Raw genomic sequence first — 25,276 nt, 5'->3', positions numbered from 1 at the left:
GTCAGTCCTCCTGCGCGCGGGCGATGTCGTGACGCTGCCGCAGAGTCAGCTCCACCGCGCCGCTGGGGTCGTAGGCGCGGTCAGTCTGCCAGAGATTCGGGTTGGGTACGTGGGTGTCGTAGTAGCGGTGGTGCACCGCGTGCAACGCCGCCCAACCCACACTGCCGTTGAGCCACGACCAGTCCCCGTGCACCGCCCGCCCCGCCCGCTCCTCCTGCGCGCAGAACTTCATGAACAGCTCCGACTCGGTGTGCGGATCCGACACCCGCACCCCGGCCACCTTGAACGAGTGCAGCACCGCCTGGTTGATCACCAGCACCGCATGCTCCCGCCACAGCGTGTCCTCCTGGTCGGTGTCCAGGCCCAACGCCGCCGCCACCACCCGCAACTGGTCGTAGCGCTCCCGGTCGCCCATGTTGCGGGTGCCGATCTCGTCGCCCAGGTAGTGACCGTTGAACGGGGCGCAGCTGTAGTCCACCCCACCGACGCGCATCCGCATGTTGCTGATCACCGGCAGCGCGTGCCAACGCAGCATCAGATCCGCGAACCAGGGATAGCTCGGGTGGCTCAACGCCACCTCCCGCACCAGCTCCCGCGGCACGTCCACCACCGTCGGATCCTCGTGCGCCGTCTCGATGACCCACGGCAGCAGGTCGAACCGTCCCGGCACCGGCGGCGGCCGCCAACCCAACCGCTTCGCCGCCTCCGTCATCCCCACCTGCGCCGGGTCACCCAGCACCGCGCCGTCGTCCAGTCGGTGCCCGCAGTAGCGCACCAACTGGTCGTTCCAGATCCGCGCCCGCGGACCCACCCGCGGACGATCCGGCGCGAACACCGTCATCACCGACTGGATCCGCCCGCCGTTGTCCCCGGCCGCCAGGTGCGCCGTCAGCTCCCGCACGATCCCCGCCACCGTCGCCACGTGCCGGCGGTCGCGCACCTTCAACCCCGCCCACCGGATCCGCCCCACGCACCGCGCCGACTGCCGCCACGCCACCTTCGCGCCGTGGACCAGCTCGTCGCGGGTGTGCCGGTACGACCCGGTCAGCGCGATCTCCTCGCGGACCTCCGCCAACCGCGCCGCCAGCCCGGGCAGCTTCCGCTCGTCGTGGTACAGCGCGAGGAACTCCTCGGCCTCGTCGGCGATGTCGTCCACCGGCCCGACGACGGGCACCGCGGCGTGCGGCTCCCGCCGACCCGGGGCGCCCGTGACCGGACAACCGGTGACATCGGAATGCTCGGCGACGGCGCTGCCGGCCCGTACGGAGGGAAGGCCAACATGGTGATCAATGTGCACTTCGCTCGTTTCCCCGTCCTCCGGCAGACTCCGGTGCGGCCCTCGCACCGTCCTCCGCGCATCAGCTCGACACCACCACCGGCCATCACTGAGAGTGACGAACCGGCTTCATGGTGATCGCCTTGCACAGGATTCCTGGGAAGAACACAACTGTCAACAAGCTGACTCCACGTGGGAGTGTTCACAATGGACCATGCCCGCGGGCGTCCCGCACCCGGGCCCGAACACCCGCCCCTCGCAACCATCAAGGCCGATGACTCAGGCGAGTCCCACACACGAAAGCGCCGCGAACCATACGGCCCACGGCGCCCCGGACAACGACAACGTCAACCCGCGCGACGCCGCGCCCGCCGCGCCGCCAACTCGTCACCCACCACGTCCGACTCCGGCTCCGGCGCCGGACCGGCCGCCGTCGCCGGCTCCGCCGGCAGATGCGACAACGAACCCTGGATCTCCTTGAACGCCCCACCGATCGCGATGCCGAACACGCCCTGGCCCCCCTGCAACAGGTCGACCACCTCCTCCGGCGACCGGCACTCGTACACCGTCGTACCGTCCGAGATCAGGGTGATCCCCGCCAGATCCTCCACCCCACGCGACCGCAACGCCTCGATCGCCTTCCGGATGTTCTGCAGGGACACCCCGGCATCCAGCAACCGCTTCACGACCTTCAGCACCACCAGGTCCCGGAACGAGTACAACCGCTGCGTCCCCGAACCCGACGCGTCCCGCACACTCGGCACCACCAGCGACGTGCGCGCCCAGTAGTCCAACTGCCGGTAGCTGATCCCCACCGCATGGCAGGCCGTCACACCCCGATAACCGACCGAACCGTCACCGTCAGTCGCCACCGGCGGCGGCACCGCACCCGGCTCGCCCCGCTCCACACCTGGCTCAGGATCCCGCGGCTCGTGCATCCCGACAACCTCCCCGTCAGTGCGGTGACACGTCGTTTCCGGAACGTGCACCCCTCGACACGGCAACCCTATCGCCGTGCTCAGGAGTTACCGCGGAGAAAGGGGCGCGACACGCCGCGCCACGACACGACGAACCACCACACCCATCGGAAGGTCACTCACCGTGACCGCGCCGGCCACCGAGAAGGATCGGCCACTCAGCCGGCGAAATCCTCCGGACGCACCTGGTCCAGGAACTCGCGGAACTTCTCCACCTCGTCCTCCTGCTCGTCGGGAATCACGATCCCCGCCTCGCTGAGGACCTGCTCCGCACAACGAATCGGCGCACCAACCCGCAACGCCAACGCGATGGAATCACTGGGCCGGGCCGACACCCGCACCCCGTCGCCCAGCAGCAGATCCGCGTAGAAGACGTTCTCCTTCAACTCGGTGATCTCCACCGCCCGCAACGGCGCCTTCAACGCCGCCAGCACGTCCCGCAACAGATCATGCGTCAACGGCCGGGCCGGCTTGACCCCCTGCTGCTCGTAAGCGATGGCCGTGGCCTCGACCGCGCCGATCCAGATCGGCAGATAGCGGTCCCCCTCGACCTCCCTGAGCAGGACGATCGGCTGGTTGCTGGGCAGCTCCACCCGAACTCCGACCACGCTCAGCTCGCGCACCGCCGCCTCCGTGTCGTCGTCACCTACGCACCGCGCCCTTCCCTGCACGGTACACGGACCGCGACACGGTCGTCCCATGCGCACCAGCACCACGCCCCGCGCCAGAAAGGGGTTACCCCGGCAAGCCTACGGCACGCTCCCCGGGGCAGATCTTTCCGCACAACACCACACCGGCCGGCTCACCGACCCAACGTCGACCGCAACCCCACCCGCACCAACGCCGCGTGCAACTGCTGCGACAACGCCACCAACTCCCGCGCCGTCTCCGCCGCCCGCGCCCGCGCCGCCGGATCACTCTGCCGCGCCAACGGCGCCACCAACTGCGCGAACAGACCGATCTCACGATCCGCCGCCGACCGGTACGCCCGCAGATGCCGCGGCTCCAAGCCGTACGCCGCCAACCCCGCCACCGCCCGCGCGATGATCAACGCGTCCGCGTCGTACCAACCCGGCGGATCCGGCACCAGCACACCCAGCCGCTCCAACTCGCCCAACGTCGACTCGTCGATGCCACTGCGCGCCACCAGATCGGCCCGCCCGAGCCGCACCTGCGACGACTCGGGCTCCTCCACCGACCGGCCCGGCACCTCACCACCAGGACCCACCGCCACCAACGTCGGCCGCGGCCGCCCCGGCGCCCCACCGCCGGAGTCCCACTCCGCCAACTGGTCACGGATCACCCGCAACGGCAGATACTGATCCCGCTGCGCGGTCAACACGAACCGCAGCCGGGCCACATCGTCCCAGCTGTACTTCCGGTAACCCGCCGCCGTCCGCTGCGGCTCGACCAGACCCTCGGCCTCGAGGAAGCGCAACTTCGAGATGGTGACGTCCGGGAACTCCACCCGCAACTGACCCAGCACCTCGCCGATACTCATCAGCGGGTGCGACCGGGCCGCCCCGGATGGCATGGAGGCCGCAGGCTCGTTCACCCCCGGCCGGCCCCCTCCTCCGGGCGCGGACCGGCGATGAACACCACCCGGAACTTGCCGATCTGCACCTCGTCGCCATTGCTCAACGTGGCCGCCTCGACCCGCTCCCGGTTCACGTACGTGCCGTTCAGGCTGCCCACGTCCCGCACCGTGAACGTGCCACCGTCCCGGTGGAACTCCGCGTGCCGCCGCGACACCGTCACGTCGTCGAGGAAAATGTCACTGTCCGGATGCCGGCCACTCGTCGTCACATCGTGATCCAGCAGGAACCGGGCACCCGCGTTCGGGCCCCGACGAACCACCAGCAGCGCCATCCCGGGCGGCAGAGAGCCGGACATGCGGCTCGGCACCACATCGGTGTCCGGGCCCTCCAGCACTTCGTCCAACGAACCGAGATTGAGCGTCGAAGTGACGTCGAGCGGGGGGAACTCGTCGCCTGGGCGCGTCATGGGACCACCTCACGGATCTGTTCGGTCAGCGTCGGGGTAATGGCGGGTCTGGCCGCCGGGCAGGTCACACACCCGGCGGCTGGCTCCCCGTGCCAGGGAAGGCAATTACACAACGCTCAACTGTTGTTTTCTCGGTCGACTGGGCGAGCCTAGCCAGCGCCGAAATGCAGGGCAACCGGGACGCGCGCAGAACATCACCCACGCCCGCCCGGGGCAAGTCAGCTCTCGGTGAGCTCGCGGTACGCGTCAGCGGTCAACAGACCGTCCACCGCCGCCGGGTCGTCCGGCGTGATCTCCAGCAACCAACCGGCGCGGTACGGATCCGAGTTGATCACCTCAGGGGTGTCACCCAGCGCGTCGTTGCGCGCCGCCACCGTACCGCTCAGCGGCGCGTAGATCTCCGACACGCTCTTGGTCGACTCGATCTCACCCAACGGCTCACCGGCCGCCACCACCGCACCGACCTCCGGCAGCTGGACGAACACGATGTCACCCAGCGCGTCCTGCGCGAAGTGGGTGATGCCAACCCGGACGGCGCCGGCCTCGGCACCCACCACCCACTCGTGCTCGGCGGTGTAACGCAGATCCTCAGGAATCACCAGACGCGTCCTTCATCCATCGGTGCGCCGGGCGGTACCCGGCGCGGCCGCGCCGGTCAGGAGACCGGACGGGCGTGTTCCAGCTTCATCGGCGCGTGCAGCACCGAAACCTCGGCAACCTCACGCTCCTCGACGATCACGTTACCGCCGTCACCCTGCACCACTGCGGCCACCCCGCCGGGAATGTTCAACGCGGTACGCATCGTCTCCGGATCACCGATCACCGTGATCGTGAACGGACCCGTCAACGTCCGCCCGTCGACCTGCAACGCCCCGTTCCTGCCGTCCAGGAAGTACGTCGACGCGATGATCCGCACCGTCACCCGATCAGCACCGGAAACCTGCATCGCCTCCGCGCCCGCGCCCCGCAACTCCTGCACCGCGTCCAGGATCCGGTCCGCCCGGATCCCCTTCACGCCCGGCTCGAACCGCACCGTCAACCCCGGACCCCGCGCCGGCAGCGTCCCCGCCAGGATGCCCAGTTCGTCCGCCCGACGCGTCGCCTCCTCCAGCGCCGCCTGCCGGCCCTGCTCACCCGAGCGCAGCTGCCGCTGGCTCTCCTCCAGCCCGGCGATGTCCTGCTGCAGCCGCTTCTCCCGCGAATCCAGATCCGAGAAGATCCGAACGAGGTCCTCCTGCCGGGTCGCCGCCAACGTCGGATCCGTCGACGTCGTCTTCAACTGCACCACCAGGGTGAAGCCCAGCAACGCCAGCAGCACCGCGATCATCACCCCGGCCGAGCTGAGGCGCCGGCCCGGCGCAGGCGCGGCCACCGGCTCCGGGGTCGACCCCACCGCCTCCGGTCGCTCCTCCACCGGCGGCTGCGCCAGGTTCACCGTCGCGCCGCCGTCATCGCCGCTCACCGGCCGCCCCGCCGCCACCCGGGCCAGGTTCACCGTCTCCCCGCCGTCGTCGGCCACCGCCGACTCGTCCGGGTCCGGCTCCGCCGGCGGCACCAACGGACTCAACTCGTCCGGGTCCGGCGCGTCCGGCCGAGGATCCGGCTCACCCGCCGGCCCCGACGGCCGGCCCGGCCCTGCCGGCTCCGGCCATCCGGTGCCGGTTTCCCGATGCTCATCGCTCATCGCCACAAACCTACGCCCGGAACAGGTGACGACGGATCGCCGCCACATTGCCGAAGATCCGCACCCCGAGCACGACCACCACACCGGTGGAGAGCTGACCGCCCACCCCCAACTGGTCACCCAGGTACACGATCAGACCCGCCACCAGCACGTTCGAGATGAACGACACCACGAACTGCTTGTCGTCGAAGATCCGGTCCAGCTTCGCCCGCACCCCGCCGAAGACCGCGTCCAGCGCGGCCACCACGGCGATCGGCAGGTACGGCTGCAACGCCGAGGGCACGGTCGGATCGAGATAGATCCCGAGAACCACACCGACGAGCAGCGCCAGCACCGCGATCATCGGACACCTCCGGAGGGGCGGGGAGAGGCTCCCGAACCGGACGGTTCGGGACTGGTCGAGGTATCGGCGGCCGACCCCGACGGCGACGGGCTCGGACTGACCGAAGGCTCCGCGTAGCGTAGCCGCGGCTCCGGAGCGGCCGGCAGCGTGACGTCCTCCGCCTCCCGCACCTTGAACGACAACCCGGTCTTCTCCGCCACCCGACGCATCAGGTACGCCGCCCGGCTCTCCTCGAAGTCGTCGCGCATCGTGTCCGGGCCGATCGCCGTCACCTTGTACGGGCTGGTCACCGGCCGGAAGTCCACCAGGATCGCGGCACCCGCCGAGCGGATCGTCGACGTCGCCGTCAACCGCTGCCCGTTGATCGCGATCGCCTCGGCCCCCGCCGCCCACAGATCGTTGGCCACCTTCTGCAGATCCGAGTAGTACACCCGCGGCGGCCCCACGTCGGAGTCACCGGTCACCGCGTCGTCGTCCTTCGGCGCCGCGTCGGCCAGCTCCACCACCACGCCGTCGCCGCGCACCCGACCCAGACCGGTCCCCGCCTCCAGGTTGCGCAGCCGCGCCGCCCGCGAGCCGCTCAGCGCCGCGTCCCGCTGCCGGCCGACCTCCTCGCGCAGCCGGTCGGCCCGGACGCTCAGCTCGTCGGTCTCGCTCTCACGCTGCTTGATCTGCGCGATCAGCCCGGCCCGCGCCTGGCTGCGGCTCGGCTCGTCGGCCATCGTCTCCTGGTACGCCACCGCGAACAGGAACCCGACCACGGCGAGGACCACCGCCGCCACCGCCCGGGCGGAGCTCCCCCGCCACCCCGCCGGCGCCGGCGCGTCCCGCCGTCGGGCCGCCGCGTCGGCGTAGCCCGGGTCCAGCGGGTTACGGAACAGCTCGGTGAGGAAGTCCGGGGCGTACACCCGCCCGGCGCGCTTCTCCTCGCCCTGACCGGTGGTCATGCCGCCACTCCCCCGGAGCGCCGGCGCACCGCGCGGACCAGCCGGGAGGCCTGCACCACGTACATGACGCCGGCGACCCAGTAGAGCACCAGACCCCACCACGCCAGCCCCCAGCCGATCGCCCCCGCCGCGGTCGCCGCGGCCGGCGTGGCGGCGGCGAGCAGCAGGAGCGGGAACGCCGCGAGCAGCAGGAACGTGGCGGTCTTGCCGACGTAGTGCACCGGCGGCGGGCCGTACCCGTGGCGTCGCAGCACCGCGAGCGACCCGACCAGCAGCAGCTCCCGGGCCAGCAACGCGGCCGTGAACTGCCACGGCACCACCTCGCGGGCGGTGAAGGCGAGCAGCGTGGCCAGGATGTAGAGCCGGTCGGCGAACGGGTCGAGCAGCTCGCCCAGGCGGCTGACCTGACCCAGCCGGCGGGCGATCCAGCCGTCCACCCAGTCGGTGGTGCCGCCGATGGCCAGCACCACGACCGCCGCGACGTCGGCCTCCACCACCAGGAAGAGCCAGAGGAACAGGGGTACGCCGAGCAGCCGGAAGAAGCTGATCACGTTCGGCAGGGTCCACACCCGGTCGCGTGCGGCGTCGGCGGATCCCTGTGGGTGCTCTGCCGGCCGACGCGACACCGATCCTCCCTCCGCAGCACGATCCGGGCGCCTGTCAGGCACCACGGCGGTACGTGCGTGCTACCGGGCCGGCGAACGCCGGCACCTCGGCGATCCCGGGCCGGGACCTCCCCCTGATGCGGCCCGCGGGCTGGCGACCCCGGGCCGGTGAGTTGCGCAGCCACTATATCGGGCTCACGTCCGCGCCCCCGAGCCCCGCGTCGGCGTCGGCGGCTCTTCGCTTCTGTGCGCTGCGCCACTACCCGTAAGGCATCCTAGGACACTAGTTGAGCGCAGGAAGCGGCTAAGGAGTCCTATCCGGGGCGCCTCTCAGGCGGTGCGGGCGGGAGCATCCGTCCGCGGCGCCGACGTTCCCGCCTCCGCGGCCTGCGCGAACGCCAGCAAGGCGAGCAGCAGCTCGTGCTGGGTGCGCGACGGCATCCGGTCCAGCACCGCCTGGACAGCGCGGTGCCGCCGGTCCCTCAGCTCCCCCAGCAGGCTCTCCGCCGCAGCCGTGAGGACCAGGCGGACCTCCCGCCGGTCGCGGGGATCGGCCACCCGCCGGAGCAGGCCGGTCGCTTCCAGCCGGTCACAGAGGCGGCTGGCGGAGGACGGGACCACGTCCAGCAGCTCGGCCAGCCGGTTGACGTTCGTCTCCGGCCGGTCCCTGATCAGCGCGAGCACCCGCAGCTGGGTCGGCGGGACCGTCACATGATGTCGGGGGCTGGCGGAATCGAGCACGCCGATGAGGGCCTCAGCCGCAGCGTCAATCGCCGCGGCAAGATCCGGAGGTCGCTCCACCAGCTGTCCTCTGCGATTGTCCCGCTCTTGTGCCGCTTCCGACCCGGTGACCATCCGCACTAACCGTCCCGACCGCTGACCCCGTGCCAGTCCAGGCACACGACGACGGCGTCGTCGCGCAGATCGGTGTCGGCATGATAGGCGAACAGCTCGCGCATCACCGTACCAACCGCCTCGGCCGCCGGCTGCAGCCGCGTGGACCGCATCGACCGGGCCATCGCCCGTACGCCGTAGGCCTCCTGACCACCCGGCTCCGCGGCGTAGACGCCGTCGCTGACCACGAAGAGCCGGTCCCCCGGCTCCAGGTCGAACTCCTGGACGGTGTACCGGGTCTCGGCGAACATGCCGAGCGGCAGCTGTTGCTCCAGCGGCATCTCGGTGACCGTGCCACCGCGCAGTCGCAGGACGTGCGGAGAGCCGGCGTCGACCGCGCGGACCCGGCCGGTGACGGTGTCCACCGCGAGCAGCAGCGTGGCCACGTGCCGCTCGCCACGGTGCTGGTAGAAGATGGTGTCCGAGGCCAGCTCCGCCTGCTCCACCAGGCCACCGCCGGAGCGGCGGGCGTTGCGCATCGCGTTCACGGTCAGCGCGGTGAGCATTGACGCCGCCAGGCCGGTGCCGGTGCCGTTGAGCACGGTCAGGGTCAGCCGGTCGCCGTCCACCGACCAGTCGAAGTGGTCCCCGCCCACCGTGTACGCCGGTTCCAGCTGCCCGGCGAGCAGGAACGCGTTGTGGGTGACGCTGCGGCCGGGCAGCAGGTCCCACTGCATCTCGGCGGCCATGCTCAGTCGCTCCCGGCGCCGGGCGCGGCGGTACCGGTCGGTCTCCCGGTCCGCGGCGCGCAGCGCGGTGGCCAGCACCCCCGCGATCTCCTCCACCCAGCCCACGGTGGCGTCGTCCGGGTGCCGGGGCAGCTCGACGAGCAACACCCCCATCCGCTCACCCCAGCTCGTCAGGGGCACCCAGATCCGGCAGACGCCGTCCTCCCGGCTGTCCAGCACCGGCTGCTGGCTGCTGAAGCAGCGCTGGACGACGCCGGGGCAGGAGAGGAAGCCCGCGTCGGGCAGCTCCGGGTGGAGCACCGGCCAGAGGCCGCTGATCCGGTAATCGGCGAGGAAGACGTCCACCCGGGACGCGGCGAGGGTCGACCGGACGGCCCGGTCGACGGCCTCGACGAGCTGGTCCGGCGGGGCGTCGTGCAAGGCACGGGCCACCACTGCGGGCGCCTCCGGCATGCTGGTCCTTCCGAGGGGATTCTTGCTGTAGGGCAAGAATCATACGGAGGCCCCTGCCGGGCGGCGCACCGGTGGTCAGTCGGCCGGCCTGGTGGCCAGTCCACCGTAAAAGGCGTCCGGCACCACGGCGGGCTCGCCGTGCGGACGCCATCGGGACACCGGCAGCACGCCGTCTTCCGTCGGCCGCCACCGGCCCAGCAGTGCCGGGAACGACGCCGGCGCGCGCATTCGGAACTGCGGCCCCATCATGGCCAGCGCCCGCGGGTGGCCGGCCAGTTCCTCACCGTCGAAGTCGAAGGCCAGGAAGCTGCCCGGCGCGACCGCGTCGTACAGCTCATCGAGGGTACGGGCCAGGGTCTCGTCGTCGAGGAACGCGGCCAGCCCGAGGAAGACCACCCCGACCGGGCGCCTCCCCCACCCCAGTACGAACCGGTGCAGTTGGGCCGGATCGACGGTGCCCAGATCGGTGGCGTCCGTAGCCGTAGCCGGCGCGATCGTCGCCGGCCAGGATCAGCTGGCCCAGCGCGACGGTGACCGGGTCGACGTCGGTGTAGAGCACCGTGGCGTCGGTGGCCACCTCGTGCACGTTGCCCCGGGTGGGCAGCCCGGCGCCGAGGACCAGGAACCCGTCGACACCGGCGTCGGCGATCGCGCCGACGGCACGGCCGAGGAACGCCCGCAGCTCTCGGAAGATCGCCGCACACGGCCCGTACGCCTCCTCGAAGGCCCGCGCCCCGGCCACGTCCACCGGAAGGTGGTGGGTGCCACCCAGCCAGAAGTCGATCATGCGGGCGGTGCTCGGCGCCGTCGGCTCGGCCATCGACAAACCTCCCTGTCGTGGTTGGCCGACAGCGCAGCGACAGGACCGCGCTGGCGGTATCGGCCCGACGACAGTGCCCGGCCCGCGATACTGGCGGCCAGGAGGTGCGATGAGGTGAACTCGGCGAACGGCGCGGCCGTGGTGGTGGGCGTGGACGGCTCCGAGCCGGCGCTGCGGGCCGTCCGGCTCGCCGCGGCCGAGGCGGCCGTACGCCACCGCCCGTTGCGGGTGGTGCACGGGTTCATCTGGCCGCTGCTGCGGGTGCCCGTCGAGCCGATCGCCGGCGCGCCACCCGGCGGCGGACTGCGCCACCAGGCGGAGCAGCTGGTCGACGAGGCGGTGGCAGCGGCCCAGCGCCACGCCCCCGGGCTGCGGGTGAGCGGCGAGATCATCGACGGCGAGGCGTCCGCGGTGCTGCTCGGTGAATCCCCCACCGCCGCGCTGATCGTCCTCGGCGACCGGGGGCTGGGCGGATTCACCGCCCTGGTGGTCGGCTCGGTCGCCATCCAGGTCGCCACGTACGCCGAATGCCCGGTGCTGGTGGCCCGCGGCGAGGAACACGCCGGTGGTCCCGTGGTGGTCGGCGTGGACGGCTCGGCGGCCTCCGACGCGGCGGTGGAGTTCGCCGCGGAACAGGCCAGCCTGCACGGCGCCGCGCTCACGGCGCTGCACGCCTACACGCACCCCGTCTCCACCGGCCCCGGCGACATGCAGCCGCTGGTGCACGACGAGTCGCAGCTCCGCGCCGACGAGCAGCGGCTCCTCGTGGAATCCCTCGCCGGAACGGCCGAGCGGTACCCGGACGTACGGATCGACCGCGAGGCGGTCCGGGAACGGCCGGTCGCCGCGCTCACCGCCGCGTCCCGGCGGGCCCGGCTGGTGGTGGTCGGCGGTCGCGGGCACGGGGAGCTGGCCGGCCTGCTGCTCGGCTCGGTCAGTCACGCGGTGGTGCACCGCAGCGCCTGCCCGGTCGCCGTGGTCCGCGCCCCCGATTGAGCGGGCGGTTGGCCGGCGCGCAGACGGGTAGACGGCGCGGGAACGCACACGCGGTGACACGACCGAGGAGGCGGCGATGCCAGGACCACGGCCGGGAAGCAACGCGTACGACAAGGAACGGGCCCGACTGCGCGATCTGGTCGAGCAGTCGGGGCGGGCGGCCGACCAGGAGGCCAACCAGGTCGCCAACCGGATCCTCCAGGAGGATCGCGGACAGCGGGGCATAGTCCGGGGCGAACGGACGTACGGCCCCAAGGGTGAGCGCGAACCCGGCGACCCGAAGTGAGGGCGCCGGCCGTGGTCGACGGGGCGATCGCCGGTGCGGTCGGCAGCGTCGCGCTGAACGTGGTCAGCTACCTGGACATGGTGATCCGGGCCCGGCCGGCGAGCAGCACCCCGGAGGAGAGCGCGCGACGGCTGGCCGGGGTGGCCCACGTGGACCTGGGGCCCGAGGACCGGGCGGCCAACCGCCGCTCGGGCCTCGGCCCCCTGCTCGGCTACGCCCTGGGGGTGGCCGCCGGCGCCGGGTTCGGCGTGCTGGCTGCCCAGCGTCGGCTCGCCCTGCCGATGGCCAGTGTGCTGCTGGGCGGCGGGGTGATGGCCATGTCCGACGGGTCGTTCACGGTGCTCGGGGTCTCCGACCCGCGCACGTGGCGGCGAACCGACTGGCTGGCCGACATCGTCCCGCACCTGGCGTACGGCATGACGGCCGCAGCCACCTGGAACCGGCTGCGGCCGTCCTGCGGACGGGGGCGTTAGCCCCGGTCGGTGCTCTCGTCGTCGGCGGTGTTGCCGCCCGGCCCGTACGGGGAGGCCTGTCCCTTCGGGACGGGCCTGCCCTGGTCGCCGGTCGAGTGGCTGCTGTTGGCCGGATGGGCGCTCGGCCGGGGCCCCTTGCTGTCCTGACTCGTGGCGCCCTTGTCGTTGCGACGGAACTCCTCCTGCTGCGGCTGAACCACGACTGTCTCCTCCCGGTCTTCCGGGCCCGGCGTGCGCCGTCCCGATCCCGGGTTACCCGCGCGGGTGCCGCGCATTCGACCACCGCCGACCAGGCTGATCCGCGCTGCGGCGGGTACACCTCGACGATGGGGGACGAACGACGGGTGGCCCGGGTCCTGCTGGACCGGCAGGGCCGCACCTACGCCGAGGAGGCGGGCATCCGACTGACGGACCGGCCGGGTCCGCTGTATCAGTTGCTGGTGCTCACGACGCTGCTGAGCACCAGGATCCGGGCGGGGGTGGCGCTGGCCGCCGCGCGGGAACTCTTCGCCGCCGGCTGGCGCACGCCACAGGCGATGGAGGCTGCGGGCTGGCAGGAGCGGGTCGACGCGCTCGGCCGGGGCCACTACCGCCGATACGACGAGCGGACCGCGACGATGCTCGGCACCGGGGCCCGGCTCTGCCTGGACCGCTGGCACGGCGACCTGCGGCGGCTGCACCGGGAGGCCGGCGGGGAGCCCACCGCGCTGCGCCGGCTGCTGACCGCGTTTCCCGGCATCGGCCCGACCGGGGCGGACATCTTCCTGCGCGAGGCACAAACGGTGTGGCCCGACGTGCGCCCGTACGCCGACAAGCGGGCCCTGGCCGGGGCGAAGCGACTCGGCCTACCGGCGAACCCGCGCGGTCTGGCCGGGCTGGTCGGCGAGGCGGACTTCGGGCGGTTGGCCTCGGCGCTGGTCCGGGTGGCCCTCGGCGAGGAGTCCGCCGGTGAGGTCAACCGGACCGCCTCCGCGGCGGCCCGCTGACGCTCACTTGGCCGGCTTGTCCCTCGGCCTGGTCAGGTACCACACGCCCAGCGCGGCGAGCACCGCCAGCAACAGCACCCCGCCGGAGATCCCGCCGCCCTCCTCGGTGGAGCTGTGCCCGGTCACCCCGAAGTAGATCACCGCGAGTCCGGCGAGCACCGCCAGGAACGTCCGCATCCCCCGATCCTTCACGTCCCGCACGCTACGGTGCCGGGTCGCCGCGGAACGGACGATCCGCACCGGAATCCCCCGACCGGGGTACGGCTCACCCGCCGACGGCCGGGCCGCGCAGCCGGACCCGGCGTACCGCCCGGTCGGCCACCGTCACCACCTCGACGGTCAGCCCGGGCAACCGCACGCTGTCCCCCGGCCCGGTGGGCAGCCGGCCCAGCCCCGCCAGCACCAGCCCGGCCACCGTGGTGAAGTCCCGGGTCAGCGGGAAGGTGACCCGTACGCCCACGTCGGGCAGGTCGTGCAGCGGAAAGTCCCCGGGCAGCAGCAGCGCCCCGTCGGCCTCCCGGACCACCCCGGTCACGTCCCGGTCGGTCTCGTCGTACAGCTCGCCGACCACCTCCTCGAGCAGGTCCTCCATGGTGATCAGGCCGTCGATGCCGCCGTACTCGTCGACGACCAGGGCGAGCTGCTCGTGGCACTGGCGCAGCTGCCGGATGGCGTCGGCCACCGGAAGGGTTCCGGGCAGCAGCAACGCCTCCCGGGCCCGCTCGCCGACGGTGGTCCCCTCGCCGTCCACCAGGTCCCGGATGTGCACCACGCCTCGCACGTCGTCCAGCCCGCCGGGGCCGGTCACCGGCGCGCGGGAGCGGCTGGCCGCGGCCAGCCGGCGCATCGCCTCCGGGGCGGTGATGGTGGCCGGCAGCATCATCACGTCGCGCCGGGCGACCAGGATCTCCCGCAACGTCCGGCCGGCGATGTCGAAGGCGCCGGAGAGGATCTCCCGCTGCTGCGCCGACAGTCCGCGCTGGCTGACCAGCAGCTCGCGCAGCTCCTCCTCGGTCACCTCCTCGCCCTTGGCCCGCGGGTCCCCGCCCGCCACCCGCACCAGCAGGTCGGTGCTGCGGCTCAACAGCCACACCGCCGGGCGGGACAGCCGGGCGGCCACGTCCAGCGGGGCGGCGCTGAGCAGCGCCCAGCGCTCCGCCCACTGCATGGCCAGCCGTTTCGGGGCGAGTTCCCCGACGACCAGGGTGACGAAGGTCAGCACCACGGTGACCAGGACGACGGCGACCGGTCGGGCCGCCCCGCCGAGGAACCCCAGCGGCGCGATCAGCGGCTCGGCCAGCGACACGGCGGCCGCGGCCGAGGCGAGGAAGCCGGCCAGGGTGATGCCGAGCTGGATGGTCGCCAGGTACCGGTTGGGTTCCCGGGCCAGCCGGGCCACCCGGGCCCCGGCCCGGCCGCGCCGCCCCAGCCGGCGCAGCTGCCCCTCGCGCAGCGTGACCATGGCCATCTCGCTGCCGGAGAGCACGGCGTTGACCAGCACCAGGACGCCCACCAGGACGAGCTGAGCGCCCACCTGACCCCCTCTCCCCTGCCGACCACTCAACCGCAGCACCGGCCGCCGCGGGCGCGCTCAGTCGTTTTCCAGGTCGTCCAGGGAGATGGCGTGGGTCATCAGCCAGCGGGCCAGCGCCGCCATGCCGAACAGCCACAGCGGCGCGGACTCGGTGGTGCCGTTCGTGGCGAAGATGGCGAAGCGCAGATCCGGCGCCCGGTACGCCTCGATCCGCCAGCGGTGGTTCTTGTCCCGCCAGACCGCCGAAGGGTCCATGGCGTCACGGTAGGCGACGGGGTGCCGCCGCCGTGCTCATCCGGGCACGACGCTCCCGCCGAGCAGGTACCGGGCGCCGACGACGGCCGCCCCGATCACGAGGCCGAAAGCGATCCCCCAGGCGACCCCGAGCCAGCCGGTGTGCCGGTTCGCCCGGTCGGCCGGCGGCCGCCACTTCTCCTGGTACAGCCACGCCAGCATGCCCACCCCGTACGGCAGCAGGCCGAGCCAGAACCAGTACCAGCGGGTGCCCCGGCGCGGCGGCGGGCCGGCGACGAGCATCGTCAGCCAGAGCAGTCCGGTCAGCACGCCGAGCAGGCCGGCGGCGTCGGCCACCCGGTGCGCGAGCACCCGCTCGGCACGCCACGGAAGCGCGGTGGCGGCGAGCCGCTCGGCGTACCGGTCCGCCGGCACGGCGTCGGCGTCGACGATCGCGTCGACGTAGCGGGTCTGGCCCGTCGGCACCGTCCAGACGAACATCCGGCCGTGCTCCGCCGACGCGGGCTCGGGATGCCGGCCCCGGAACTCCCAGGTCCCGTCGCCCCACCCGTCGGCGCGCTGCCAGGTCACCACCCGGTCGGCGGCGAGATCCCGGTCGAGCTGCCCCAGGTCCACCTGACGCGGGGTGGACCACCAGGCCAGCGCCGCCCAGAGCACCCAGCCGCCGAGGATCACCCAGCGCAGCACCCGGCCCAGCCGGTCCTCACCGACGGGCGCGGTCCGGACCTCCGGAAGATCGTTCATCGGCTCACCATGCCACCCGCCGGCAAGGGGGTGGGGGCGGCGTCACGCCGGCCGGCCGACCACCTCGCGGGCGTCGTCGGGCAGCCGGCGGGTGGCGCCCCGCCGGTCCAGCAGCTCCAGCAGGGGCACCGCCACCCGGCGGGTGGTGTCCAGGGCCTGCCGGGCGGCGCTGAGCGTGAACGGCTGGGGCAGCCGGGCCAGCACCCGGACCGCGTCGTCGACGGCGCCGGGCAGCAGCACGACGTTCTCCGCCAGCCGCAGCAGCGCGCCGGCGCGGACGGCCGCGCCGATCTCCCGGGGACCCAGGCCGAGGGTGACCAGCCGGTCGGCCTCGGGGGCGCGGAACGGGTGGTCGGCGTACTCGGCGCGGACCCGCTGCACGGCCCGGGCCACCGGCTCCGGCAGGGCGTCGGCGGCGGTGGCGGTGACCCGGCCGGCCCGTAGCGTCAGCGGCGGGCGGACCAGCGCCTCGACGAGGGCCCGGTCGGGCAGGTCGAGACGCTGCCGGAGGACCTCCACCGGCACGCCGGGCTCCAGCGGGTGCGCGCGGGCGCACCGGGTGGTCTCCTCGACCAGCCGGGCGCCGAGCCGCCGCCAGTGCTCGGGGTCGGCGAGCCAGTCCCCGGCCACCGGGGCGACGGTGGCGGCGACACCCATCCGGGTCAGCGTGCCGGCCCGCGCCAGCGCCCGGCGGCGCAGCTCCCCCGCCAGGTCCGGCCGCCCGTCCAGGTCGGCCAGGACGGCCGCCCGGGCGGCGGCGGCCCCGCGCCGGCGCAGGAGCGGCGGGTCCACGTCGAGCACGGTCACCCCGCCGGCGACGTGGTGCCGACCCGGGTCGCGCAGCAGCGCCCGGTCGCCGATGAGCAGCGGCAACGGTCGGTCCAGCCGCAGCCGTACGGTGTCCACGCCCAGCGGCCGGACCCGGGCGGGCACCGCGGCCGAGCCCACGTGCAGGGTGAGAGTGGCCGGCAGGTCGGCCGCCGGGTCGCCGGCCAGTCGCACGTCCAGCAGGTCGGTGTGGTGGAACCGGCCGGGGGTGAGCAGCGCGTCGCCGCGCCCCAGCCGGTCCCGGGCGATTCCGCGCAGGTTCACCGCGACCCGGGCCACCGCGTCCACCCGGTCGTGGGCGGCGTTGAGCGAGTGCAGGCCCCGCACCCGGACCGGCTCGCCGGTGCCGGCCAGCTCCAGCTCGTCGCCGACGCGCAGCCGGCCGGCGCCGAGGGTGCCGGTGACGACGGTGCCGCTGCCCCGGATGGTGAACGAGCGGTCCACCCAGAGCCGTACCGGCACGGCGAGGTCCGGCGCGGGCAGCCGGGCGACCAGCCGGTCCAGGGCGGCACGCACCTCGGGCAGGCCGGCGCCGGTGACCGCGCTGACCGCCACCGCCTCCACCGCGCCCAACGACGTCGCGGCGATCCGCTGCCGGGCGTCGGCGAGGGCCGGGCCCGGGTCGGCCAGGTCCGCGCGGGTCACCACCAGCAGGCCGTACGACACCCCGAGCGCGTGCAGGGCGGCCAGGTGTTCGGTGGACTGCGGCATCCAGCCCTCGTCGGCGGCGACCACGATCAGCGCGGCGGGGACCGGGCCGACACCGGCGAGCATGTTCGGCACGAACCGTTCGTGCCCCGGCACGTCGACGAAGGCCACCGTGCCGCCGGCGGGCAGCGCCGTCCAGGCGAAGCCGAGGTCGATGGTCATGCCCCGGCGGCGTTCCTCGGCCCACCGGTCGGGTTCCATCCCGGTCAGCGCCCGGACCAGCGTGGACTTGCCGTGGTCGACGTGCCCGGCGGTGGCGACGACGTACATCTCAGCCGACCGCCCGCAGCACGGCGTCGCGCAGCACCGGATCGGCGGCGGCCGGTACGCAGCGCAGGTCCAGCAGCAGCCGGCCCCGCACCACCCGGCCGAGCACCGGCGGTTCGCCGAGGCGCAGCGGCTCGGCGTACGCGCCGGGCAGGCTCAGCGCCCACGAATCCAGCTCCACCCCCGGGGCACCGCCGCCACCGACCACGGCGGCGCTGGGCACCACCTCGGCCTTGCAGCCGTCGGCACCGAGGGCGTCGCGCAGACTCTCGGCCCGGGCCCGCAACCGGGCGGGGTCGGCGTGCAGCGCCGCCCGGGTCGGGGTGTCCGGTGTGTGCAGGGTGGCGGCAAGCGCGGCGAGGGTGAGCTTGTCGACCCGCAGCGCCCGGGCCAGGGGATGCCGGCGCAGCCGCTCGACCAGGGCCGCGTCGCCGAGCAGCAGCCCCGCCTGCGGCCCGCCGAGCAACTTGTCGCCGCTGGCGGTGACCAGGGTGGCGCCGGCGCGCAGGGTGCTCGCCGCGTCCGGCTCGTCGGGCAGCAGCGGGTCGGGCGCCAGCAGCCCGGAGCCGATGTCGGCGACCACCGGCACGCCGAGGGTGGCCAGCTCGCGAACGCCGACGGCGGAGGTGAAGCCGGTGACGACGAAGTTGGAGGGGTGCACCTTGAGTACGAAGCCGGTCCGGGGGCCGACGGCCCGGGCGTAGTCGTCCAGGCTGGTGCGGTTGGTGGTGCCCACCTCGCGCAGTCGGGCGCCGGTGCTCTCCAGCAGGTCGGGCAGGCGGAACCCGTCGCCGATCTCGACCAGCTCGCCGCGGCTGACCACGATCTCGGCGTCGGCGGCGAGGACGGTGGCGGCGAGGACCAGCGCGGCAGCACCGTTGTTGACCACGTGCACGGCGCCCGCGTCGGGGACGGCGGCGGCGAGCGCGGCGAGCGCGTCGCGCCCGCGCCGGGCCCGCCGGCCGGTGCGCAGGTCCAGTTCCACGTCGGTGTGCCCGGCGGCGGCGACCACCGCGGCGACGGCGGCCGGCGAGAGCGGGGCCCGGCCGAGGTTGGTGTGCAGCACGACGCCGGTGGCGTTGAGCACCGCGCGGGGCGTCGGCGCCGGCAGCGCGGCGAGGGCGTCGTCGGGTACCTCGTCGGGGGTGATCTCACCGCGCCGGGCCCGCTGCTGGGCTTGGCCGATCGCGGCCTTTACCCGGTCCCGGCCGAGGGTGCCGACGGCGGCGGCGAGCCGCGGGTCGGCGAGCAGCGTGTCGGTGCGCGGCACCCGCCGCCGCGGGTCGACCGACCCGTCGCCCATGCGCGTCATCTCCCGGGACAGCTTTGGCGGAGACGGACGGGAATCGAACCCGCCTGGCCCGGGTCCCGGACCACACCGGTTTTGAAGACCGGGAGGGGCACCAGCCGCCTGAACGCCTCCGTCCAGGAGTCAACCACAGCCGACCGGGGGCCGCGCGGCGAGGTGTCAGGCCTCGCCGGCCTCCCGGCGGCGGATCCGCTCCCGCTGCGGCACCACCGTGTACCTCGGGTCCTTCGCGGAGGCGACGCCACCGTGGAAGATTCCGAACCGGGTGGCCAGGGACGCGGCGAGCAGTGCACCGCCGGAGAGCGCGGAGAGCGTCCGGCTTCGCCGGCCGATCAGCGCCCCGACCACGCCGGCGGCGGTCAGCGCCCGCCCGGCGCGCAGCAGCCGCCCGGCGGTGCCGGTGCGGTAGGGCTCGCTGAGCAGACCCAGCCGGGTCTCGACCGAGTGCGAGCCGAACAGTTCCAGCGCCGCACCGGCCACCGCGAACCGGCGCGCCGGGCCGGCCTGCGCGCAGGGCGCGGCGATCAGACCCACGCCGGCGCCGCTGGCCAGCGCGCTGCCCGCGAAGATCGTCGGCAGTTCCGGGTACGCCTCGTGCCAGGACGGCACCGCCGTCCCGGCGAGCAGCACCCCGGTGTACGTGGCCAGGGCCGGCGCGGTGACCGCGGCGGCCAGGCCGGCCGCCTGCCCCACCGGCGGCAGCACCCGGCGGGCCAGCCCGAGCACGCCCCGCTCGGGCAGCCAGTGGGCCCCCTCGGCGACCGCGGCGATGCCGGCGGCGGGGCCGAAGGCGCTGAGGATCCAGGTGCCCACCGACATCGGCGAGGTCGGCTTGGCCACCCGCAGCATGTGGTGGAAGCGCGAGGGCTTGCCCAGGTCGTTGATCAGGAAGTACGCGCTGGCGGTGACCGCGCCGAGTGCGGTCACCCGGCCGGCACGGCGCAGCGCGGGCCGGCCGGTGAGCTGCCCGCCGGCGGCCAGCAGCGACGACCCGGCGGCCAGCCCGCCGGTGAACAGGTACGCGGCGATGTCCCACTTCCACACCGGCGCCTTGAGGATGGGCCGGCCGTAGTAGGAGGTGAACTCGGCCTCCGGGACGCGCAGCTCCTCGCCGCCGCGGCCACCGCGTTTGCGACGCCCCCGTCGGTCCACCGGGTCGACGTCCCGGGGCGGGTGCGGGGCGAGCCGCACCTCGGCGGCGCCGGAGTCGGTGCGCGCCGCGCCCGCGCCGCGGTCACCGGGGCGGCCGGCACCGGGTGCGTCGGCCGCGGCCTGCTCCGGCGACGGCGCGGCAGCGGACGTCATGGCGCCGGCACCGACCCGACGCTGGTCGTCGCCCGGTGCGGCCGAGGGCTCGCCGGCCGGCCCGCCCGGCGGGGCACCGGCGCCCTTGGCACCGACGCCGACCTTCGGGCCGTGGCCGCCCTGGCTGCGGTGGCCCGGCCCACCGAGGCGTCCGGGGCCCTCCGTCTCCAGCCGTTCGCGGAAGCGGCGGAACAGGGCACCGACCGGGGCGCGGTCCGGACTCACGATGAACCTCCGACGAACGCGGCGACGGCCGCCGCCGCCATGGCCACAGCCGCCAGCCCGGCCCGCTTCCACATCTTCGGCAGGTCACGGGTGGTGACCACCGGGTCCGGTGGCAGGCCGTACACCTCCGGCTCGTCGAGCAGCAGGAAGAACGCGCCGTCGCCGCCGACCCCGTCGGTCGGGTCGTTGCCGTAGAGCCGGGCCTCCGGCACGCCCCGCTCGTGCAAGGCAGTGACCCGCTGCGCGGCCCGCTCCCGCAGCTCGTCGAGCGGGCCGAACTGGATCGACTCGGTCGGGCAGGCCTGCGCGCAGGCCGGCGTCATGCCGGCGCCGAGCCGGTCGTAGCAGAGCGTGCACTTCCAGGCCCGGCCGTCGCCCTTGCGCTGGTCGATCACCCCGTATGGGCAGGCCGAGATGCAGTAGCCGCAGCCGTTGCAGATGTCCTCCTGCACCACCACCGTGCCGAACTCGGTGCGGAACAGCGACCCGGTCGGGCAGACGTCCAGGCAGGCGGCGTGGGTGCAGTGCTTGCAGACGTCCGACATCATCAGCCAGCGGAAGTCGGTGCGCTCCTCGACGCCGGTGCCGCGCCCGGGCGGCTGCGCGCCGGGCATGCCCAGGAACTGGGCGCCGTTCGTCGGGGCGGCGCCGTTCGTCGGGGCCCCGAGGACGTCGGCGAGCCCGCCCCCGGCCATCAGCGCGGCGGCCGACGGCGAACCCGGGGGCACTCCCGGATCGGTGCCGGTCGGGTTGCCCGTACCGGCCGCCACGGCCGCCGACGAGGCGCTCACCGAACCGCCCGTCGGGTTACCGGCGAACGGCGGGGTGCGGTGACCGGCCGGGACCGGCTGCTCGATGAAGGCCACGTGTCGCCAGGAGTTCGCGGTCAGTGCCCCGGTGTTGTCGTACGACATGCCGAGCAGGTCGAAGCCGGAGTCCGGGACCCCGTTCCACTCCTTGCAGGCCACCTCACACGCCTTGCACCCGATGCAGACGCTGGTGTCGGTGAAGAAGCCCATCCGCGGCCCGGCCTCGACCCAGCCGGCGTCCGGGGCGGGGTCGAGTGGGCCGTAGAGGCTGTTGGCGTCAGGCATCGTCGCCGTTCTCCCTCGGCCCGTCGTCGCTGGACCCGGCCGGATGCCGGACCTCGGTGGTCACCATCGGCGGGACCTCGCCCGACACGATCCCGGCCCGCCGTCGGTAGTCGTCGACGAGTTCGCGCAGCGCCGGGCCCGTCGGCCGGCGGCCGGGACGGACGTCGCAGGTGCCGACCTTGCTCTCCTGGATCAGCACGTTCGGGTCCAGGGTGATGCCGAACAGGTCGTTCGCCGAGTCGCCGGTGACCACACCCTCGAACCCGAAGTGGTACGGCAGCCAGACCTGGTGGATCACCCGGCCGTCCACCCGCAGCGGGGTGAGCCGGTCGGTGACCAGCACCTTCGCCTCGATCGCCGCCCGTCCGCTGACCAGGTGCGCCCAGCCCAGGTGGGTCAGCCCCGCCTCGGCGGCCAGCTCCGGTGACACCTCGACGAACATCTCCGGCTGAAGCTCGGCCAGCGGGCGTACCGTCCGGCTCATCCCGCCGGCGGTGTGGTGCTCGGTGAGCCGGCTGACCGTGAACACGTACGGGTAGACCTGACCGTGCTCCTGCGGCGGGCTCGGGTTCACCGAGTTCACCGGGTGCGCGTAGACCTTGCGCATCGGGTTGGCCTGCTGCCCGTAGAGCGGGTTGCGCATCGGCGACTCGGCCGGCTCGTAGTGCGTCGGCAGCGGGCCGTCGAGCACCCCGCTCGGCGCGTAGAGCCAGCCCTTGCCGTCGGCCTGCATGATGAACGCGTCGTCACCGGCGATCCCCTCGGGGCCGGACGCGCCGTGCGGCGGCCGGTACGTCGGCGGCTTGGTCTTCTCGAAGTCCGGCACGTCGTGGCCGGTCCATTCGCCCTTCTCCTCGTCCCACCACACGTACTTCTTCCGCTCGCTCCACGGCCGGCCCTCCGGGTCGGCGGAGGCGCGGTTGTAGAGGGTGCGGCGGTTCGCCGGCCAGGCCCAGCCCCACTCGGCGGCCACCCAGTCCTGCTCGTGCCGGGACTTGCGCCGGGCCGCCTGGTTGACGCCGTCGGCGTACACCCCGCTGTAGATCCAGCAGCCGACGGCGGTGGAGCCGTCGTCGCGTGCTTCGGTGAACGCGGACAGCGGGCGGCCGGTGGCCACGTCGTACCCGTTGATCTCCTTGAGCACCGCCTCGGCGCTCGGCTCGGCCTTCGGACCGTGCGTGGGATAGTCCCATGCCAGGTCGAGCAGCGCCCGGTCCCGGGGCTTGTCCGAGTCGGCCAGCTTCTCCCGCAGCTTGCGCCCGAGGTGGTAGAAGAACCACAGCTCGGAACGGGCGTCGTTCGGCGGGTCGAGGGCCTTCTCCCGCCACTGCAGCAGCCGCTGCGTCTGGGTGAAGGTGCCCTCCTTTTCCACGTGCGAGGCGGCGGGCAGGAAGAACACCTCGGTGCGGCACTCCTCCGGCACGATCTCGCCGGTGGCCACCTCCGGGGCGTTCTTCCAGAACGTGGCGCTCTCGATCTCGAACAGGTCGCGGACGACCAGCCAGTCGAGGTTGGCCATGCCGAGCCGCTGGGCGCGGCCGTGCGCCGAACCGACCGCCGGGTTCTGGCCGAGCAGGAAGTAGCCCTTGATCTTCCCGTCGATCATGTTGAGCACCTGCTGGTAGGTGCCGTGGTCGCCGGTCATCCGGGGCAGGTAGCCGTAACAGAAGTCGTTCTCCGGCGTCGCCGCGTCCCCCCAGTACGCCTTGAGCAGGCTCGCGGCGAAGGACCGCGCGTCGCCCCAGAAGCCCTTCTGGCCGGGGTGGCGGATGCTGTCCACCCACTCGCCGAAGGTCGGGTGGTCGGCGTGGTGCGGCATCGGCAGGTAGCCGGGCAGCAGGTTGAACAGCGTCGGGATGTCGGTGGAGCCCTGGATGCTGGCGTGCCCGCGCAGGGCGAGCACCCCGCCGCCGGGACGGCCCAGGTTGCCCAGCAGCAGCTGGATGATCGCGCCGGTACGGATGTACTGCACCCCGACGCTGTGCTGGGTCCAGCCCACCGAGTAGATCAGGCAGCCGGTGCGCTCCCGGCCGGAGTTCTCCGTCCAGGCGCGGGCCAGCTCCAGGAACTTCTCCTGCGGGATGCCGCAGACCCGCTCCACCATCTCAGGGGTGTAACGGGCGAAGTGCCGCTTCAGGATCTGGTAGACGCAGCGCGGGTGCTGCAACGTCTCGTCGCGCAGGGTCTCCCCGCCGACCTGCGCGCCGTGCGACTCGTGCCGCAGCCCGGCCGCGCTGTCCCGCTCCTTGTCGGTGTGCCCGCTGCCGGAGGAGTCCTCGTGGCCCTCGTACTGCCAGCTGTCCTGTACGTAGCTGCCGGTCTCCGGGTCGAAGCCGGAGAAGAGGCCGTCGCCGTCCTCGGTGTCGGAGAAGCGCTCGCTGACGATCGTCGCGGCGTTCGTGTACGCCAGCACGTACTCCCGGAAGTCGAGCTCGTTCGCCAGGATGTAGTTGACGACGCCGCCGAGCAGCGCGATGTCGGTGCCGGCCCGGATCGGCAGGTACGTGTCGGCCACGGCGCTGGTCCGGGTGAACCGGGGGTCGATGTGGAAGACCTTGGCGCCGCGGCGCTTGGCCTCCATCACCCACTGGAAGCCCACCGGGTGGGCCTCGGCCATGTTCGAACCCTGGATGACGATGACGTCAGCGTTGGCGACGTCCTGCTGGAAGTCCGTCGCACCACCGCGACCGAAGCTGGCCCCCAGACCGGGGACGGTGGCGGAGTGTCAAATACGGGCCTGGTTCTCGATCTGGAGTGCCCCCATCGCCGTGAACAGCTTCTTGATGAGGTAGTTCTCCTCGTTGTCCAGCGTCGCCCCGCCCAGGCTGGAGATGCCCAGCGTGCGGTTGAGCGGCCGGCCCTCGTCGTCGACGTCCTCCCAGGTCTCCTCGCGGGCGGCGAGGATCCGGTCGGCGATCATGTCGAGCGCGACGTCGAGCTCCAGGTGCTCCCAGTCGGTCGCGTACGGCCGGCGGTAGCGGACCTTGGTCTGCCGCAGCGGGCTCGTCACCAGGCTCTTGCTGGCCGAGCCCTTCGGGCAGAGCCGGCCGCGGGAGATCGGGCTGTCCGGGTCGCCTTCGATCTGGGTGACCCGACCGTCCTTGACGAAGACCCGCTGGCCGCAGCCGACCGCGCAGTAGGGGCAGACCGAGCGGGCCATGCTGTCCGCGGTCTCGGTGCGGGCGGTGAGTTCCGCCGAGCGCCCGGACTGCGCCGCGGCGCCCCGACCCAGCGGGTCGGTGCCGGTGAGCTGCCGGTAGACCGGCCAACCCTCGATGAAGGTACGCAGACCCACGCGGACCGCACCTCCTCCACCACGCCGCGGGAAGCTGACCTCCTGAACATAGGACAGGGTGTCGGGCGGCGCGACTCGAGTCGGCGATCTTTTTCCCGCGGGCCGCAGAGCAGCGCCGCCCCCGGCCCTGGCGGGTCGGGGGCGGCGCTGTGGGTGTCGGTGTGCAGGTCGCCTCTCGGCGAGTGGCACGACGCGGCTCCAGCCGAACGGTATTCCGCGAAGGCAATTTAGGTGAGGCCCGGGGACACTGAACACACCGACACCCGTCACAACACGCTA

The 25,276-nt window shown here is 73.5% G+C and carries 28 protein-coding genes and 1 tRNA gene; 4 read left to right on the top strand and 25 right to left on the bottom strand.

The window, feature by feature from the left end; all coding sequences use genetic code 11:
- Position 1: 1 nt before the first annotated feature.
- From AC5RWQ_RS25970 to AC5RWQ_RS25905, 14 genes are all read right to left on the bottom strand, one after another.
- A complete protein-coding gene (locus AC5RWQ_RS25970) occupies positions 2-1,174 on the bottom strand; it encodes a nitric oxide synthase oxygenase (RefSeq protein WP_494285262.1) in 1,173 nt (390 codons plus the stop codon).
- Positions 1,175-1,623: 449 nt separating this feature from the next.
- The gene (locus AC5RWQ_RS25965) at positions 1,624-2,214 is read right to left on the bottom strand and encodes a MerR family transcriptional regulator (protein ID WP_494285261.1); all 591 of its coding nucleotides are present in this window, start codon (positions 2,212-2,214) and stop codon (positions 1,624-1,626) included.
- Positions 2,215-2,411: 197 nt separating this feature from the next.
- Positions 2,412-2,876 carry a bifunctional nuclease family protein gene (locus AC5RWQ_RS25960; protein ID WP_088979125.1) on the bottom strand — a complete coding sequence of 155 codons (465 nt, stop codon included), beginning with the start codon at positions 2,874-2,876 and terminating at the stop codon, positions 2,412-2,414.
- 179 nt (positions 2,877-3,055) lie between these two features.
- The gene (gene ftsR / locus AC5RWQ_RS25955; RefSeq protein WP_494285260.1) at positions 3,056-3,754 is read right to left on the bottom strand and encodes a transcriptional regulator FtsR; all 699 of its coding nucleotides are present in this window, start codon (positions 3,752-3,754) and stop codon (positions 3,056-3,058) included.
- Between the two features lie 50 nt (positions 3,755-3,804).
- Entirely contained in the window at positions 3,805-4,257 is a 453-nt protein-coding gene (gene odhI / locus AC5RWQ_RS25950) for an oxoglutarate dehydrogenase inhibitor Odhl (RefSeq protein ID WP_494285259.1), read from the bottom strand.
- A gap of 218 nt (positions 4,258-4,475) precedes the next feature.
- Positions 4,476-4,856, bottom strand: a complete 381-nt coding sequence (gene gcvH / locus AC5RWQ_RS25945) for a glycine cleavage system protein GcvH (RefSeq protein ID WP_494285258.1) — start codon at positions 4,854-4,856, stop codon at positions 4,476-4,478.
- A gap of 56 nt (positions 4,857-4,912) precedes the next feature.
- Complete coding sequence (locus AC5RWQ_RS25940; protein WP_494285257.1) at positions 4,913-5,941, bottom strand: DUF881 domain-containing protein; 1,029 nt, start codon at positions 5,939-5,941, stop codon at positions 4,913-4,915.
- Positions 5,942-5,951: 10 nt separating this feature from the next.
- Positions 5,952-6,284, bottom strand: a complete 333-nt coding sequence (locus tag AC5RWQ_RS25935; protein ID WP_494285256.1) for a small basic family protein — start codon at positions 6,282-6,284, stop codon at positions 5,952-5,954.
- Positions 6,281-7,231, bottom strand: a complete 951-nt coding sequence (locus AC5RWQ_RS25930; protein WP_494285255.1) for a DUF881 domain-containing protein — start codon at positions 7,229-7,231, stop codon at positions 6,281-6,283. Before AC5RWQ_RS25930 ends, AC5RWQ_RS25935 begins: the two co-directional genes overlap by 4 nt.
- A complete protein-coding gene (gene clsA, locus AC5RWQ_RS25925) occupies positions 7,228-7,857 on the bottom strand; it encodes a cardiolipin synthase ClsA (protein ID WP_334491356.1) in 630 nt (209 codons plus the stop codon). The genes AC5RWQ_RS25930 and clsA overlap by 4 nt, the downstream gene beginning before the upstream one ends.
- 309 nt (positions 7,858-8,166) lie before the next feature.
- Entirely contained in the window at positions 8,167-8,637 is a 471-nt protein-coding gene (locus tag AC5RWQ_RS25920) for a MarR family transcriptional regulator (protein WP_494285254.1), read from the bottom strand.
- A gap of 59 nt (positions 8,638-8,696) precedes the next feature.
- The gene (locus tag AC5RWQ_RS25915; RefSeq protein WP_494285253.1) at positions 8,697-9,872 is read right to left on the bottom strand and encodes a PP2C family protein-serine/threonine phosphatase; all 1,176 of its coding nucleotides are present in this window, start codon (positions 9,870-9,872) and stop codon (positions 8,697-8,699) included.
- A 75-nt stretch (positions 9,873-9,947) separates the two neighbouring features.
- Positions 9,948-10,268 (bottom strand): class I SAM-dependent methyltransferase, encoded by a 321-nt coding sequence (locus AC5RWQ_RS25910; RefSeq protein WP_494285252.1) that lies wholly within the window; start codon positions 10,266-10,268, stop codon positions 9,948-9,950.
- Positions 10,207-10,692 (bottom strand): SAM-dependent methyltransferase, encoded by a 486-nt coding sequence (locus AC5RWQ_RS25905; RefSeq protein WP_494285251.1) that lies wholly within the window; start codon positions 10,690-10,692, stop codon positions 10,207-10,209. Before AC5RWQ_RS25905 ends, AC5RWQ_RS25910 begins: the two co-directional genes overlap by 62 nt.
- 114 nt (positions 10,693-10,806) lie before the next feature.
- Between AC5RWQ_RS25905 and AC5RWQ_RS25900 the strand changes: the two genes are divergently transcribed.
- The 3 genes from AC5RWQ_RS25900 (at position 10,807) to AC5RWQ_RS25890 (ending at position 12,447) form a co-directional block, all read left to right on the top strand.
- Positions 10,807-11,688: a universal stress protein gene (locus AC5RWQ_RS25900; protein ID WP_494285250.1), complete on the top strand. Its 882-nt coding sequence runs from the start codon at positions 10,807-10,809 to the stop codon at positions 11,686-11,688.
- Positions 11,689-11,764: 76 nt separating this feature from the next.
- Positions 11,765-11,974: a phosphatidylethanolamine-binding protein gene (locus AC5RWQ_RS25895; protein WP_334491361.1), complete on the top strand. Its 210-nt coding sequence runs from the start codon at positions 11,765-11,767 to the stop codon at positions 11,972-11,974.
- Positions 11,971-12,447 carry a hypothetical protein gene (locus tag AC5RWQ_RS25890; RefSeq protein ID WP_494285249.1) on the top strand — a complete coding sequence of 159 codons (477 nt, stop codon included), beginning with the start codon at positions 11,971-11,973 and terminating at the stop codon, positions 12,445-12,447. The genes AC5RWQ_RS25895 and AC5RWQ_RS25890 overlap by 4 nt, the downstream gene beginning before the upstream one ends.
- Here the strand turns inward: AC5RWQ_RS25890 and AC5RWQ_RS25885 are convergent.
- Positions 12,444-12,647, bottom strand: coding sequence for a hypothetical protein (locus AC5RWQ_RS25885; RefSeq protein ID WP_494285248.1), 204 nt, complete (start codon positions 12,645-12,647; stop codon positions 12,444-12,446). The two genes, AC5RWQ_RS25890 and AC5RWQ_RS25885, sit on opposite strands and share 4 nt — an antisense overlap.
- A 126-nt stretch (positions 12,648-12,773) precedes the next feature.
- On the opposite strand from AC5RWQ_RS25885, the gene AC5RWQ_RS25880 reads away from it, so the two are divergent.
- Positions 12,774-13,433, top strand: coding sequence for a hypothetical protein (locus AC5RWQ_RS25880; RefSeq protein WP_494285247.1), 660 nt, complete (start codon positions 12,774-12,776; stop codon positions 13,431-13,433).
- 3 nt (positions 13,434-13,436) lie between these two features.
- Here the strand turns inward: AC5RWQ_RS25880 and AC5RWQ_RS25875 are convergent, their stop codons facing one another.
- The 10 genes from AC5RWQ_RS25875 to fdh all read right to left on the bottom strand — a co-directional run bounded on the left by AC5RWQ_RS25875 (position 13,437) and on the right by fdh (position 24,997).
- Entirely contained in the window at positions 13,437-13,610 is a 174-nt protein-coding gene (locus AC5RWQ_RS25875; protein WP_494285246.1) for a hypothetical protein, read from the bottom strand.
- Between the two features lie 88 nt (positions 13,611-13,698).
- Positions 13,699-14,967, bottom strand: a complete 1,269-nt coding sequence (locus tag AC5RWQ_RS25870; RefSeq protein ID WP_494285245.1) for a hemolysin family protein — start codon at positions 14,965-14,967, stop codon at positions 13,699-13,701.
- A gap of 57 nt (positions 14,968-15,024) precedes the next feature.
- A complete protein-coding gene (locus AC5RWQ_RS25865; protein WP_109944258.1) occupies positions 15,025-15,222 on the bottom strand; it encodes a hypothetical protein in 198 nt (65 codons plus the stop codon).
- A gap of 36 nt (positions 15,223-15,258) precedes the next feature.
- Positions 15,259-15,966, bottom strand: a complete 708-nt coding sequence (locus AC5RWQ_RS25860; RefSeq protein ID WP_494285244.1) for a hypothetical protein — start codon at positions 15,964-15,966, stop codon at positions 15,259-15,261.
- 42 nt (positions 15,967-16,008) lie between these two features.
- Positions 16,009-17,772, bottom strand: a complete 1,764-nt coding sequence (selB, locus tag AC5RWQ_RS25855; protein ID WP_494285243.1) for a selenocysteine-specific translation elongation factor — start codon at positions 17,770-17,772, stop codon at positions 16,009-16,011.
- A gap of 1 nt (position 17,773) precedes the next feature.
- Positions 17,774-19,072, bottom strand: coding sequence for an L-seryl-tRNA(Sec) selenium transferase (selA, locus tag AC5RWQ_RS25850; RefSeq protein WP_494285242.1), 1,299 nt, complete (start codon positions 19,070-19,072; stop codon positions 17,774-17,776).
- Between the two features lie 24 nt (positions 19,073-19,096).
- Positions 19,097-19,192: transfer RNA gene (locus AC5RWQ_RS25845), tRNA-Sec, on the bottom strand.
- A 45-nt stretch (positions 19,193-19,237) separates the two neighbouring features.
- Positions 19,238-20,383, bottom strand: coding sequence for an NrfD/PsrC family molybdoenzyme membrane anchor subunit (nrfD, locus tag AC5RWQ_RS25840; RefSeq protein ID WP_494285325.1), 1,146 nt, complete (start codon positions 20,381-20,383; stop codon positions 19,238-19,240).
- Between the two features lie 221 nt (positions 20,384-20,604).
- Positions 20,605-21,702 carry a 4Fe-4S dicluster domain-containing protein gene (locus tag AC5RWQ_RS25835; RefSeq protein WP_494285241.1) on the bottom strand — a complete coding sequence of 366 codons (1,098 nt, stop codon included), beginning with the start codon at positions 21,700-21,702 and terminating at the stop codon, positions 20,605-20,607.
- The gene (fdh, locus tag AC5RWQ_RS25830; RefSeq protein WP_494285240.1) at positions 21,695-24,997 is read right to left on the bottom strand and encodes a formate dehydrogenase; all 3,303 of its coding nucleotides are present in this window, start codon (positions 24,995-24,997) and stop codon (positions 21,695-21,697) included. Before fdh ends, AC5RWQ_RS25835 begins: the two co-directional genes overlap by 8 nt.
- Positions 24,998-25,276 lie beyond the last annotated feature (279 nt).

It is taken from the genome of Micromonospora sp. BS32 (assembly GCF_059089345.1).
This window is presented reverse-complemented; position numbering and strand designations above follow the sequence as displayed.